The organism is Marinospirillum sp. (genome assembly GCF_044810985.1).
GTDB lineage: Bacteria > Pseudomonadota > Gammaproteobacteria > Pseudomonadales > Halomonadaceae > Marinospirillum.
In genome coordinates this window covers 2,303,888-2,316,979 of the sequence record NZ_CP085242.1, presented here as the reverse complement: position 1 = coordinate 2,316,979, position 13,092 = coordinate 2,303,888, and the positions used below count along the sequence as shown (strand labels likewise).

Sequence of the window (13,092 nt, the reverse complement as noted above, 5' to 3'; positions counted from 1 at the left end):
CTTGAGGTTCATGAGTGGTTCTGGCGCAACTCTTCACAAGGGTCCGTATCTGGAAGTGCAGGAGTAAACCACAAAAAATCAGCAGCCGGCAGACCGTCCACCGTCTCGGGTAAATAGTCTTCCGGTTGCTGACGCTGCTTGTCCACTTCCTGCATCAAGACACTGGTGACCTTAACCTCTCCGGGAAGCCAGCGGGGCACACCCAGATCCAAACGGGCATGCACGGCCCCGGTGACAAAAAGGCTCACACCCTCAGTGCCTGAAAACCGGGCCAGAGCTTCTGCCATGGCCTGGTCTCTGGCCAACTGCACCTGTCGCATCTGGGGCAACCGCTCTCTGGGCAGGATTTCACAATGCCCCTGAAAAATCAGTTCATCCAGAGCAGCGGCCTGAGCCTCACTAACGGCCGGGCGTGCGGCCCCCTCCCGATAAGCCTTACGCTGATCATCACGATCCAGATCCACGCCCACAACCCGCTGTGAACGGGCCAGGCCCTCGATCACCAGATCAGCATAACGCTGCCAGGGCCAGCCTTCGGACCAGTTCAGGGACTCGGGGTCAACTTCCCTGGCTCCAAGAGCTGCATCCAGATACTCCTGTTGACTCTGGCGGGCCATCTCCAGCGCCAGCACTCCCAGGCGGTTCTGGGCATCCAGCTTTTTCAACCAGTCAGTCGCCAGGCGCTGGTGTTCCGGGTGGTCATGCTGCTCTCCCAGAAACAGCCAGCTTCCCGAATCCAGCTCGCGGCTGAGCTGTTCAGGTTGAACAAACTCCCCGGATCTGACCGACCAGATTTTTCCTGTTAAAGAAGGTGACTGCTGCGCAAATGCAGTTCCGTAAAAAGCCAGGAGGCCACACAGAAAAATCATTAATATCAGTCTTATACCGACACGAATAGGTGAAAATTCGTATTGCTTCAACCGTTTTACCTCCCAGGTTACTGCAGCTTTACCTTGCAATCTTCCGGAGATTCCAGTAAATAAGCTAGTCTTTTTCATTCGGCAGTTGCCGGAACAGGATATTTAATAAGTCGCGAGGCGCGGTTATGCCAGAAAGTAATCAACAACTTGAAACCCATCAGGACTTTGTTCCCTATCAGCCTGCTGAAGGGGAAGAATACATGAACGACGACCAGCTGGCACACTTTCGCCAGCTGCTGTTGAATTGGAAACAGGAGCTTATGGAAGAGGTTGATCGGACTGTGCAGCACCTCAAGGAAGATGCCAGCAATTTTGCCGACCCTGCGGACCGGGCCACCCAGGAAGAAGAATTCAGCCTGGAATTGCGGACCCGTGACCGTGAACGCAAACTGATCAAAAAGATCAATGAAACTCTCGAGAAAATTGATGAGGGTGACTATGGTTTTTGCGATGCCTGCGGCATTGATATTGGGATTCGTCGCCTGGAAGCCAGGCCCACAGCCACCCTCTGTGTTGATTGCAAAAGCCTGGCTGAAATCAAGGAAAAGCAGATCGGCGGGTAAATGCAGTATGTAGGCCGCTTTGCCCCGACCCCATCGGGGCCGCTGCATTTCGGCTCGCTGGTCACTGCCCTGGCGAGCTGGCTGGATGCGCGCAGTCACCAGGGCCAGTGGCTGGTGCGCATGGAAGATCTGGACCCACCTCGTGAAATGCCCGGTGCCAGTGATCGGATTCTGCAAACCCTGGAAGATCTGGGCCTGACCTGGGACGGCCCGGTGGTTTACCAGAGCCAGCGCTCTGAAGCCTACTCCTCGGCACTGGAAACTTTACAAAACCAGGGACAGGCCTTCCCCTGCAGTTGCACCCGTAAAGAACTGGCTGGACTCACCCCTTACCCCGGCTACTGCCGCCAGGCTCCCCGTCACCCCGAACGCCCCCTGGCCTGGCGCTTTGCTGTCAATCCGGAATTAACAGCAGAATGGCTGGATGGTGTGCAAGGCTTACAGTCCTGGCCACTCAGCCAACTTGGTGATGTCGTAATCAAACGCAAGGACGGTTTCTGGGCCTACCAGCTGGCCGTGACGGTGGATGATCTGGAGCAGGGAGTTACCCAGGTGGTGCGGGGCATTGATCTACTGGACTCGACACCCTGGCAAATCAATTTGCTGAACTGCCTGCAACCTGACACCCGCCCTTTTCATTACAGCCACCTACCCGTTATAGTGAATGCCTCCGGACAAAAACTCTCCAAACAGAATTTAGCACCGGCTATTGAAACCCGGAATGCCAGTGAATTGCTTTATCGGGCCCTGCTTGCCCTGAACCAGCCGGTATTGAAAGACTGGCGTAAAGAAAACCCACACGACCTGCTGAACTGGGCTGTTAGTCATTGGCAACTGAACCGGGTTCCCAGGGTTGCACACCTTAAAGAGGAGTCTATCCAGGCATGTACTTCTACCGACTAGTGCTGGTTCTGGTTTCTCTGGGCTACCTTTTTTCTCCCTGGTTTCTGGTGCCCTGGGGCAGCATTGAATGGTACAAACCCTTTTTGATCTGGGCGGGGCTGATTGCGGCCACTCTTTGGCTGGAACAAAAACGCCGTCTTGAACAACTTTAACCGGGCTGCCATCCAACCATGAGCTTCACTCTTACCCAGGTTTTTCTTCTCGGTGTTGGCTATCTGTCCATCCTGTTTGCCTGTGCCTGGGTTGTGGAAAAAGGCTGGCTTCCGCAGCGCCTCGTTCGCCATCCACTGATCTATGTACTGGCCCTGGGCATGTATGCCAGTGCCTGGGCCTTTTATGGCTCCTTTGGCATGGCTGAACGCTATGGTTATGGCTATCTGACCTACTACCTGGGTATTGCCGGAGCCTTTGTCCTGGCACCGGTCTTACTGCTGCCACTGCTGCGGCTGACTCGCACCTACCAGTTGACCTCCCTGCCCGATCTGCTGGCTTTTCGCTACCGCAGCCGCTGGGTGGGCATGCTGGTTACCCTGGGTCTGTTATTTGGCAGCATGCCTCTGCTGGCCCTGCAGATACAGGCGATCGGGGATGTCATTCATCTACTCACCAATGAGTCTTCCCCTTATCATCTGGCGTTTGTTTTCTGCGCCGTCATTACCCTCTTTGCCATACTCTTCGGTGCCCGTCATATTTCCCTGCGCGAACGCCATGAAAGCCTGTTGGTGGCCATAGCCCTGGAATCCCTGGTCAAGCTGATTGCCTTTCTGATTCTGGGCGGCATCACCCTCTACAGCGTGTTTGGTGGTTTTGAGGGTCTGGAAAAGTGGCTGCAGGTTAATGGCGACAGCCTGGCAACGGCCGTCCAGCCACTTGAAGACAACCAGTGGCGCACCCTTTTGCTGCTGTTTTTCGCAACGGCCGTCTCCATGCCGCATATTTTTCATATCATCTTCACAGAAAACCCTTCCGAAGAGGCCCTGATGCAGGCCACCTGGATGCTGCCGCTCTTCCTGTTGCTGCTGGCACTTCCTGTTCCGGTCATCTTTTGGGCACACCAGGCTCTGGAAAGTCAGCTGCCCGCAGAGTATGCCAGTCTTGCCCTGGGTGGCTACTGGACACTGCTTTCTTTCATCGCCGGGCTGGCTGCTGCCAGTGGCACCATCATTGTCATGACCCTGGCCCTGGCCCCCATGCTGTTGAACCATCTGGTGCTGGCCGTCTATCAACCTCCAGCCCGCTTTGATATCTACTACTGGCTGGTCTGGATGCGCCGTCTGTTGATTGCCAGCCTGATCTTTGTTGCTTACCTGGTGTATCTGGTACTCAGCGTCAAGCATGATCTGGCCACCCTGGGCCTGTCAGCCTTTATTGGCACCCTGCAGTTTTTACCCGGCATCCTGGCCTTGCTTTACTGGCCTTCAGCCAACCGCAAAGGCCTTCTGGCCGGTTTGCTGCTGGGTTTTGGGACCTGGTTTGTGGGTCTGGGACTGCCGCTGATGTTCGGTGTTCAGGAGCTGGCCTGGATAGGCGGCACTCTGGAACTCAGGGGTATTGATGACTGGTACACCATTACCCTGATTTCCATCACCCTGAATATTCTGGCCTTCATTTCAATTTCCCTGACCACCGAGCCCAGTGAAGAAGAAAAAATTGGTGCCCAGGCCTGCTCCCAGGATTCCCTCCTGCATCCCAAGCGCCTGCAGCTTCAAGCCCGCAATCCTGCTGACATGATCCGTTTCTTAAGCATTCCCCTGGGCCAGACCACAGCACAACAAGAGGTTGCCCGGGCTCTGGCCGAGCTGAACCTCAGTGAACAGGATGCCCGCCCCTACGCCATGCGACGTCTGCGTGACCGTATTCAGGCCAACCTCTCCGGCATGATGGGGCCTGCCGTTGCCCAGGAGATTATTGATCGCCACCTGCCCTGGAAAACAGCGGATACCGACAATGATAACGACATTCACTTTGTCGAAAGACACCTGGAAGACTATCGCTCGCGGCTGACTGGCATGGCCCGAGAGCTGGACAAACTCAGGCGTCATCATCGCCAGACGCTGCTCTATTTGCCTGTGGGGATCTGTACCCTGGGCCGGGATCAGGAGGTGCTGATGTGGAACCGGGCCATGGAAGAGCTGACCGGCATCAGTGGCGATGAAGTCATTGGTTCCCGCATCCGCCACCTGCCACCACCCTGGAATCAGGCTCTGGACAGTTTCCTGGAAGATGACCGTTTGCAGCTCTACCGTCAACCTCTGGAAGTGAGCGGCCAGCGCCTCTGGCTCAGCCTGCATAAAGCCCGTCTGGATGACCCTGCGGCCTTAATGGGCGGCACCGTATTGCTGGTTGAAGACCAGAGCGACTTCAAACGCCTGGAGGATGAGCTGATTCACAATGAGCGTCTGGCTTCTATCGGTCGGCTGGCCGCCGGTGTCGCTCATGAAATCGGCAATCCGGTCACCGGGATTTCCTCTCTGGCACAGAACCTGAAGTATGATGCCGAAGACCCGGAAGCCGTCCGCGAAACCAGCTTGCAGATTTTACAGCTCACCCAGCGAATCACACGCATTGTCCAGTCGCTGGTGAGTTTTTCTCATGCCGGCCGCCATAGAGATGTCCGCCAGTTTGAAGCCGTTGATCTGCACAGTGCTCTGGATGAAGCCATCAACCTGATTTCATTAAGCCCCAGCGGCCGTAACCGCAGCTACCAGAACACCTGCCCTACAGACCTTGTGATTCGGGGAGACACCCAGCGCCTGGTGCAGGTCTTTGTTAATCTAGTTGCCAATGCCCGGGATGCCACACAAGAGCAGGGGCAAATCATCTGTACTGCTTATCGACAGGACCAGGAAGTGCGGGTGGAAATCCATGATGATGGTTGCGGCATTCCCGAGCAGGAACTGGAGCACCTTTTCGAGCCTTTTTTCACGACCAAGGAAGCCGGGGAAGGAACCGGCTTGGGTCTGGCACTGGTTTATAGTATTGTCGAAGAACATGCTGGGCAGGTCACCGTCCTCAGTCCCAGCCCTTTACTCGGCTTGGGCAGCTGTTTTCAGTGCCGCTTTCCTTTACCTCTATCCAGCCAGGAGAAGCCTGACGACCATGAGTCATATTCTGATCGTTGAAGACGAAGGAATCATCCGTTCAGCCTTGCGACGCCTGCTGGAGCGCAATGGCTTCCAGATCAGTGAAGCAGGCACCGTCCCCGAGGCCAGAAGCCAGCTGGACGCCCACAGCTTTGACCTGATCATCAGTGATCTGCGCCTTCCCGGTGAAGCCGGAACAGAGCTGATCAACCAACAGACTCCGGTCTTGATCATGACCAGCTATGCCAGCCTGCGCTCAGCCGTGGATGCCATGAAGCAAGGGGCTGTGGACTATATTGCCAAGCCCTTTGACCATGATGAAATGCTCACGGCCGTTAACCACATTCTCAGCCAGCACCGTCGCCAGAAAAGCCAGGAAGAAGCTGGCCAGCCCGGCACCGAAGCCAAAGATCAGGAAACGTCCATGGCCGGTATGCTGGGTGAAAGCGACTTGATGCAGGCCGTCTTCCAGCAAATTCACAAGGTAGCACCCTACGATTGCCGGGTATTGATTTTCGGTGAATCAGGAACCGGTAAAGAACTGGTGGCCCGGGCCCTGCATGACCTCAGCCCCAGAAAAAATGCCCCCCTGATTTCCGTCAACTGTGCAGCCATCCCCGAAACCCTGATTGAATCCGAGCTTTTTGGTCATGAGAAAGGGGCCTTTACCGGGGCAAACGCCAGCCGTAACGGCCTGATTGAAGCCGCCGATGGTGGCAGTCTTTTTCTGGATGAAATTGGTGAACTCCCCCTGGAAGCTCAGGCGCGTCTTCTACGTGTTCTTCAGGAAGGCGAAATACGCCGTCTGGGTTCGGTGGAATCGCGCAAGGTGGATGTCCGCCTTCTTGCTGCCACGCACAGGGACATTAAAACCCTGGTCGATCAAGGCAAGTTCCGCCTCGACCTCTATTACCGTCTTAATGTGGTTGAGCTGGAGCTGCCCTGCCTCAGCGAAAGAGGCGATGATGTTCTCTTGCTGGCCGACTTTCTGCTGAACAAAAGCTGTCAACGATTGGGCAAACCCCAGGCACGTTTTTCCAAATCGGCCCGCAATGCCCTGCTCAGCTACTCCTGGCCCGGTAATGTCCGTGAGCTGGAGAATCGCGTCGAAAGAGCGGTGATACTTGCTGACGATACGCTTTTGCATGCTGAGGATCTGCAACTGCCCCAGGCCAACAGTGTCAAAAAAGCCAGCTTTGTCAGCAGCAGTTTTACCGAACCCAAACCCCAGAGCAGCCAATTTGCTGACGCGGATCATGACCCGGCCCATCTGCCAGCCGATGATCTCTCCCTGGAAGACTACTTCGTACGTTTTGTGCACGAAAATGAAGACCAAATGAGTGAAACCGAACTGGCCAAAAAGCTCGGCATCTCCCGCAAATGCTTATGGGAAAGACGCCAGCGCTTGGGCATTCCGCGTCGTAAATCGGCCACCAGCAAGTAGACACAAGGGCTTGAAGTGGGGTGTTACCGATAAACTCAACTTTTACTTTCGACAGGCCCTATCCGGGTAACACTTCCAGGGAACAAAGCTCCCCCAACAGGCCCAAATAAAGATAAATAACTGATATTAATGGTTTTTCTATTTTCTGGCACGCATCGAGCTTACATACAGAGCAAGAATAACAAGAACACCGGCACCAGAGTGGCAGCAACAACAAAAACAACACTGCACCTGGCCGAACCGACTTCCAAAAACAAAAACAACAGGAAGTCTGGTGAACGACCCCTGATCACTGACAACAAAAACAAACCAGTGAGCAGCAACAAGAGAAGAACAAAAACAACTCAGGGTCACCGGTTTTCAGCACAAGCTGATGCTACGGCAAACAACAAAAACAACAGCCATCGGCATCAACGGAGCCAACAAAAACAATAAGGCTCCCGGAAAAAGCTCAAGCTGAGACTATATTGTTTTGAATACGAGATGGTCATACCGTTGCGGGTAATAAAAACAACAAAATTCGCGCTTAATGACTGTGATACGTATTCAGGGCGATTTAGAACTATCTCCCTAACAGGGCAAGGATGCTCGCAAGTCAATCGTACCTATAAGGGGAAAGCCACGGCTTTCCCCTTATTTTATTTGCGTTTCAGTCTTTGCCCCAGGCAGCCTCTCAGTTAAACTGCCTCTTTGCCTGTTTACAGAAGACATTCACTAATGCTCAAAGGTTTCACCCGCTACATTTCCAACAAGCTAAATCGCAAAGCCGAACCCAGGCTTTCTCAAAAGCGCACCCTTTCCCGTGCCGAACACCCCATCAGCCGCAGCGAAATTCATGAGGGTGCGCTCAAGGTTCTGTATCGCCTGCATAAAAGCGGTCACCAGGCTTATCTTGTGGGTGGTTGTATCCGTGATCGCCTTCTGGGCAAGAACCCAAAAGACTTTGATGTGGCCACCGACGCCACACCTGAAGAAGTCAACCAGCTGTTCCGCAACTCACGGATTATCGGGCGACGTTTTCGCATTGTGCATGTTCGCTTTGGGCGCGACATCATTGAAGTCACCACCTTTCGTGGCCAGGCCAAGACCGAGAATACGGCTCATCACCGCCAATCCGATGAAGGCATGCTGCTGCGCGACAACGTCTGGGGCAGCATTGAAGAGGATGCCGCCAGGCGCGATTTCACCATCAATGCCCTCTATTACAATATTGCCGACTTCTCTGTTTATGATTTTACGGGCGGACTTGAGGACATCAAAAACCGGCGCTTGCGCCTGATCGGTGATCCAGAAACCCGTTACCGTGAAGATCCGGTAAGGATGCTGCGTGCCATACGCTTTATGGCCAAGCTGGACTTTGAACTGGAAGAGCAGACTGCCGCCCCCATCCGTGAACATGCCGAACTGCTATTGCAGGTTGCCCCGGCTCGCCTCTTTGATGAAGTACTGAAGCTGTTTTTATCCGGACAGGCTCTAAAAACCTTTCATCTGCTTCAGGAATATCACCTGTTTGGTATGCTCTTCCCGGCCAGTTATGAGGCCTTCAAGGTCAATCCGACCTCGCTTAGGCTGGTGGAACAGGCTCTGGCCAATACCGACCAGAGAATCCATGAAGACCGCCCTGTGGCCCCTGCCTTTCTCTATGCGGCACTCTTATGGCCGGGCTTGCTGCAAATCTATGAGGATCTGCTCAAGCGGGGCACACCTGCCTTCCCGGCCATGCAGCAGGCCGGTAACCGTTTGCTGCAAAGGCAGAACCAGCACATCACCATTCCCAAGCGTTTTGCCTTCCCCATGCGTGAAATCTGGGATCTGCAACTGAAACTGCCCAAACGCCAGGGCAAACAAGCCTGGCGGTTACTGCAGGAGCCACGTTTCCGGGCCGCTTATGACTTCCTGCTGTTGCGGGAAACAGCAGGTGAAGCAACAGAGGGCCTGGCAGCCTGGTGGACCGAATTCCAGAGAAGCGACCAGGCGGGTCAGCAACAGCTGCAATCCCAGCTGGGTCGACCCAAAAAGCCCAGAGGGCGCAGGCGCAGCCGTAAAACTTCGCAAACACCCAGCTAACAGGTTCCCAGGTATGGCAAACGCTTGGATCGGTCTTGGCAGCAATTTGGATAACCCGCAACAACAGCTACAAGATGCCCTGATCGAGCTGGGTGAGCTGCCGGCCACGCAGCTGGTCAGCCACTCACGTTTATGGCTCAGCAAGCCTCTTGGCCCCCAGGATCAACCCGATTTCATCAACGCCGCAGCCCTGCTGGACACGCAGCTGGAACCCCTGGAGCTGCTTGATCAACTCCAGAGACTGGAAAGCCTGCATCAGAGAGTTCGCTTGCAACACTGGGGACCACGAACCCTGGATCTGGATTTGTTGCTCTACGAGCAGCGACAACTGGATCATCCCCGACTCACCTTACCGCACCCCCAGATGCACCGGCGCGCCTTTGTTCTGGAGCCTCTAATGGAGCTTGATTCTACGCTGGAACTCCCTGAACATGGCAAGTTGATCAGGCTGGCTGAACAGATGAGAAAAGCCCACCCTGAAGCGCAGGTGTTACCTCTGGAAGCAAATATTGCCACCAGACTTTGACATTTAGGTTACCAGGGGTAACAATCGCAACCTTCTGGCCAACACAAAATTGATTACGGATCAGACTATGAAAGCTGTGACCCTTAATACCCTGAAAGACTGGAAGGCTGCTGGTGAAAAATTCAGCGTCATCACCTGCTATGATGCCGCCTTTTCCCAGCGCATCAATGAAGCCGAAATTGATGTGATGCTCATTGGTGATTCCCTGGGGATGGTTCTGCAAGGCCATGACTCCACCCTGCCGGTCACTCTGGACGACATGGTTTATCACACCCGTGCCGTGAAAGCGGGAAACAGTCGCAGTCTGATCATGGCTGATCTGCCCTTTATGTCGGATCCCAGCCAGGAAGCCCTTCTCAACAATGCTGCAGCCCTGATGCGGGCCGGTGCCCATCTGGTCAAAATTGAAGGCGATGCCTGGCTGGCTCCGGGTATTACCGAGTTGACCCGACGTGGCATTCCGGTTTGTGCCCATTTGGGGCTGACTCCTCAGACAGTGAACCAGCTGGGTGGCTACAAGGTTCAGGGGCGTGGTGAAGCCGGTCAGCCCCTGGTGGAAGCCGCTCAGAAACTCGAGGCTGCCGGTGCCAGCCTGTTATTGCTGGAATGCGTTCCCAGCGAAGTGGGTAAAGCGGTAACAGAAGCCGTTAACTGCCCGGTCATAGGCATCGGTGCAGGCCCCCATACGGATGGCCAGGTGTTGGTACTTCACGACCTTTTGGGCATTACGCCAGGAAAGGTCGCAAAGTTTGTGAAGAACTTCATGCAAGAAGCCGATTCCATTCCTGCCGCACTCAGCGCTTATCATCATGCGGTCAAGAACGGGCATTTTCCGTCTGAAGAGCACTGTTTCAAGTGAGCACTGTTATGAAAACCCTGACCCTGGTCACTGATTTGCGCAAAGAGCTGCAACAGCTGCGCAGCGAGGGCCTGACTTTGGCTCTGGTCCCTACCATGGGCAATTTGCATCAAGGCCATCTGCGCCTGATTGAAGAAGCACGCCGCCATGCCGATCGGGTGATCACCAGCATTTTTGTTAATCCCCTGCAGTTTGGCCCCGGTGAAGATTTTGACAGCTACCCCAGAACTCTGGAAGCAGACTGCGAGAAGCTCACTGCAGCGGGTTGTGATTACCTGTTCAACCCTGGTGTGGAAGAGGTTTACCCCAAGACTCAGGGGGAACCAACCCGCGTTGTGGTTCCCGGTGTCAGCGAAGGTCTCTGCGGCCATAAAAGACCCGGGCATTTTGATGGCGTTGCCACCGTTGTTACCAAGCTGTTCAACTTTGTACAGCCGGATGTTGCCTGTTTTGGGCAAAAGGATTACCAGCAGCTTGCTGTGATTCGCAAGCTGGTGGTCGACCTGGCGTTTCCCATTAAGATAGTCGGCGTCCCCACGCACCGATCACCCGATGGCCTGGCTCTGTCTTCACGCAATGCCTACCTGACAGCCGATGAACGGCGCAAGGCTTCCGGACTTTATGCAACGCTCAAAGCCACCGGCCAGAAACTTGCAGCGGGCAATACGCATTTTCATGAACTCAGTCATCAGGCCCGGGCACGTTTGGCTGAGCTGGGCTTTTCTCCCGAATACGTGGAAATACGCTCGCCCGATCTCGGTCCGCCACAGCAGAATGCCAACCAGTGGGTTCTTCTTGCTGCAGCGCGTCTGGGCAAGGCGCGCCTGATTGACAACCTGGTTGTTCACAGAGACGAATAACGGACTGGACGGGAGCGTTTCAACCCTGTATAAAGCGCTCTGCCTGTATTAACAAATTGCAGCTTGCCTCGGCAGGCAACAAGAGGTTCTTTTATCATGCAAACCATTATGCTTAAAGCCAAACTCCACCAAGCACGCGTGACTCACGCTGTACTCGAATACGAAGGTTCGTGCGCGATTGATGGTGACCTTCTGGATATGGCTGGCCTGCATGAGTATGAGCAGATTCAGATCTACAATCTGGAGAACGGTGAGCGTTTCACCACCTACATCATTCGTGGCGAACCCGGATCAGGCATTATCTCCGTGAATGGAGCTGCTGCGCATCTGGCCAGTGTCGGTGACCGGGTGATTATCTGTGCCTATGCCAACTTTACTGAAGCGGAAAGGCTCAAGCACAAGCCTTCACTGATCTATATGGCCGAAGGCAATGCCGTGAGCCACACCAGCAATGCTATCCCTGTTCAGGTGGCTTAAGACCCCGACAAGATACAATCCTATCAGGCAGCTTCTTGGCTGCCTTTTTTATTAGTCTAAAGTTATACCCTTTTGCCACTGCTTTTTTTCCTGCCCAGTATCCCTTGCTGTCATTCTTCTGTTACCTTGTACTTACAGTCTATACTTTCTAAGCACTAAACCCTATCGCCTCAACACCTGAGGCCATTCAGGAGAACACATCATGCAAGACGTCGTTATCGTAGCAGCGGGTCGCACCGCTATTGGTACTTTTGGTGGCTCCCTGGCAGGAGTCGCACCGCATTTGCTGGGTGCGACTGTCATCAAGGGCCTATTGGAAAAGTCAGGGGTTGCTGCTGATCAGATTGATGAAGTCATTCTCGGCCAGGTGCTGGCTGCAGGCTGTGGCCAGAATCCGGCTCGTCAGGCCTCCATTCATGCGGGGCTCCCGGAAACCACACCGGCCATGACCATCAACAAGGTGTGTGGTTCCGGCCTCAAGGCTCTGCACCTGGCCACTCAGGCACTGCGTTGTGGTGATGCCGAAATGATTATTGCTGGTGGCCAGGAAAACATGAGCCAGGCCCCGCACATCCTGCCCAATTCCCGTAATGGTCAACGCATGGGTGACTGGACCGCCAAGGACACCATGATCGTGGATGGTCTTTGGGATGCTTTCAATGATTACCATATGGGCATCACTACCGAAAACATTGTAGAAAAGTTCAATATCAGCCGTGAAGATCAGGATGCTTTTGCTGCTGCTTCCCAGAACAAGGCTTCCAAGGCTGTTAAGGAAGGCCGTTTCAAGGATGAGATCTTCCCTGTCAGTATTCCCCAGCGCAAGGGTGATCCGATTATCTTTGATACCGATGAGGGACCACGTGAGGTAACAGCAGAAAAACTGGGCGGCATGCGTCCCGCTTTTAAGAAGGATGGCACCGTAACGGCAGGTAATGCTTCATCCATCAATGATGGTGCTGCTGCAGTACTCCTGTGTACGGCCAAAAAAGCCGAGGAGCTGGGCCTGCCGATTCTTGCCCGCATCAAGGCTTACTCTTCTGCAGGGGTAGATCCCAAAATCATGGGCACCGGCCCTATCCCCGCCACCCAACTTTGCCTGAAAAAAGCAGGCTGGGAGATTGATGAGCTTGATCTGGTGGAAGCCAATGAAGCCTTTGCCGCCCAGGCTCTGAGCGTCAACCGTCAACTGGGTTGGGATACCGAAAAAGTCAACGTCAATGGCGGGGCCATCGCTCTGGGCCATCCCATTGGTGCTTCCGGCTGTCGTGTCCTGGTCACGCTGGTGCATGAAATGAACAAGCGCGATGCCAAGAAAGGCCTGGCCACCCTGTGTATTGGTGGTGGGCAGGGCGTTGCTCTGGCCATTGAGCGCTAAGAGACCAACCAC

Annotated in this window: 12 protein-coding genes; 11 read left to right on the top strand and 1 reads right to left on the bottom strand. The window is 54.4% G+C overall.

The window, feature by feature from the left end; translation table 11 throughout:
• Positions 1–8: 8 nt before the first annotated feature.
• The gene (locus LG323_RS10865; protein WP_404415999.1) at positions 9–869 is read right to left on the bottom strand and encodes a ChaN family lipoprotein; all 861 of its coding nucleotides are present in this window, start codon (positions 867–869) and stop codon (positions 9–11) included.
• Positions 870–1,045: 176 nt separating this feature from the next.
• Here LG323_RS10865 and dksA point away from each other — a divergent pair, with 176 nt between their 5' ends.
• From dksA to LG323_RS10810, 11 genes are all read left to right on the top strand, one after another.
• Entirely contained in the window at positions 1,046–1,483 is a 438-nt protein-coding gene (gene dksA / locus LG323_RS10860; RefSeq protein ID WP_310695796.1) for an RNA polymerase-binding protein DksA, read from the top strand.
• A complete protein-coding gene (gene gluQRS / locus LG323_RS10855) occupies positions 1,484–2,386 on the top strand; it encodes a tRNA glutamyl-Q(34) synthetase GluQRS (protein WP_404415994.1) in 903 nt (300 codons plus the stop codon).
• Positions 2,368–2,538 carry a hypothetical protein gene (locus LG323_RS10850; RefSeq protein ID WP_310695798.1) on the top strand — a complete coding sequence of 57 codons (171 nt, stop codon included), beginning with the start codon at positions 2,368–2,370 and terminating at the stop codon, positions 2,536–2,538. The genes gluQRS and LG323_RS10850 overlap by 19 nt, the downstream gene beginning before the upstream one ends.
• Positions 2,539–2,556: 18 nt before the next feature.
• Entirely contained in the window at positions 2,557–5,508 is a 2,952-nt protein-coding gene (locus tag LG323_RS10845) for an ATP-binding protein (RefSeq protein WP_404415990.1), read from the top strand.
• Positions 5,486–6,913 (top strand): sigma-54-dependent transcriptional regulator, encoded by a 1,428-nt coding sequence (locus LG323_RS10840; protein WP_404415987.1) that lies wholly within the window; start codon positions 5,486–5,488, stop codon positions 6,911–6,913. Before LG323_RS10845 ends, LG323_RS10840 begins: the two co-directional genes overlap by 23 nt.
• 717 nt (positions 6,914–7,630) lie before the next feature.
• Positions 7,631–8,980 carry a polynucleotide adenylyltransferase PcnB gene (pcnB, locus tag LG323_RS10835; RefSeq protein ID WP_404415984.1) on the top strand — a complete coding sequence of 450 codons (1,350 nt, stop codon included), beginning with the start codon at positions 7,631–7,633 and terminating at the stop codon, positions 8,978–8,980.
• A 13-nt stretch (positions 8,981–8,993) separates the two neighbouring features.
• A complete protein-coding gene (gene folK / locus LG323_RS10830; RefSeq protein WP_404415981.1) occupies positions 8,994–9,506 on the top strand; it encodes a 2-amino-4-hydroxy-6-hydroxymethyldihydropteridine diphosphokinase in 513 nt (170 codons plus the stop codon).
• Positions 9,507–9,573: 67 nt separating this feature from the next.
• The gene (gene panB, locus LG323_RS10825; RefSeq protein WP_404415978.1) at positions 9,574–10,365 is read left to right on the top strand and encodes a 3-methyl-2-oxobutanoate hydroxymethyltransferase; all 792 of its coding nucleotides are present in this window, start codon (positions 9,574–9,576) and stop codon (positions 10,363–10,365) included.
• A gap of 8 nt (positions 10,366–10,373) precedes the next feature.
• Positions 10,374–11,225 (top strand): pantoate--beta-alanine ligase, encoded by an 852-nt coding sequence (gene panC, locus LG323_RS10820; protein ID WP_404415975.1) that lies wholly within the window; start codon positions 10,374–10,376, stop codon positions 11,223–11,225.
• A gap of 96 nt (positions 11,226–11,321) precedes the next feature.
• Complete coding sequence (gene panD / locus LG323_RS10815) at positions 11,322–11,702, top strand: aspartate 1-decarboxylase (protein ID WP_310695805.1); 381 nt, start codon at positions 11,322–11,324, stop codon at positions 11,700–11,702.
• Positions 11,703–11,904: 202 nt separating this feature from the next.
• Positions 11,905–13,080 (top strand): acetyl-CoA C-acetyltransferase, encoded by a 1,176-nt coding sequence (locus LG323_RS10810; RefSeq protein ID WP_404415971.1) that lies wholly within the window; start codon positions 11,905–11,907, stop codon positions 13,078–13,080.
• The last annotated feature ends 12 nt before the right edge of the window (positions 13,081–13,092 follow it).

Coding starts and splice junctions, on each gene's coding strand:
- panB (WP_404415978.1), top strand. CDS start 9,574: ATGAAAGCTGTGACCCTTAATACCCTGAAAGACTGGAAGGCTGCTGGT.
- LG323_RS10840 (WP_404415987.1), top strand. CDS start 5,486: ATGAGTCATATTCTGATCGTTGAAGACGAAGGAATCATCCGTTCAGCC.
- gluQRS (WP_404415994.1), top strand. CDS start 1,484: ATGCAGTATGTAGGCCGCTTTGCCCCGACCCCATCGGGGCCGCTGCAT.
- dksA (WP_310695796.1), top strand. CDS start 1,046: ATGCCAGAAAGTAATCAACAACTTGAAACCCATCAGGACTTTGTTCCC.
- panC (WP_404415975.1), top strand. CDS start 10,374: ATGAAAACCCTGACCCTGGTCACTGATTTGCGCAAAGAGCTGCAACAG.
- LG323_RS10810 (WP_404415971.1), top strand. CDS start 11,905: ATGCAAGACGTCGTTATCGTAGCAGCGGGTCGCACCGCTATTGGTACT.
- LG323_RS10865 (WP_404415999.1), bottom strand. CDS start 869: ATGATTTTTCTGTGTGGCCTCCTGGCTTTTTACGGAACTGCATTTGCG.
- pcnB (WP_404415984.1), top strand. CDS start 7,631: ATGCTCAAAGGTTTCACCCGCTACATTTCCAACAAGCTAAATCGCAAA.
- LG323_RS10850 (WP_310695798.1), top strand. CDS start 2,368: ATGTACTTCTACCGACTAGTGCTGGTTCTGGTTTCTCTGGGCTACCTT.
- panD (WP_310695805.1), top strand. CDS start 11,322: ATGCAAACCATTATGCTTAAAGCCAAACTCCACCAAGCACGCGTGACT.
- LG323_RS10845 (WP_404415990.1), top strand. CDS start 2,557: ATGAGCTTCACTCTTACCCAGGTTTTTCTTCTCGGTGTTGGCTATCTG.
- folK (WP_404415981.1), top strand. CDS start 8,994: ATGGCAAACGCTTGGATCGGTCTTGGCAGCAATTTGGATAACCCGCAA.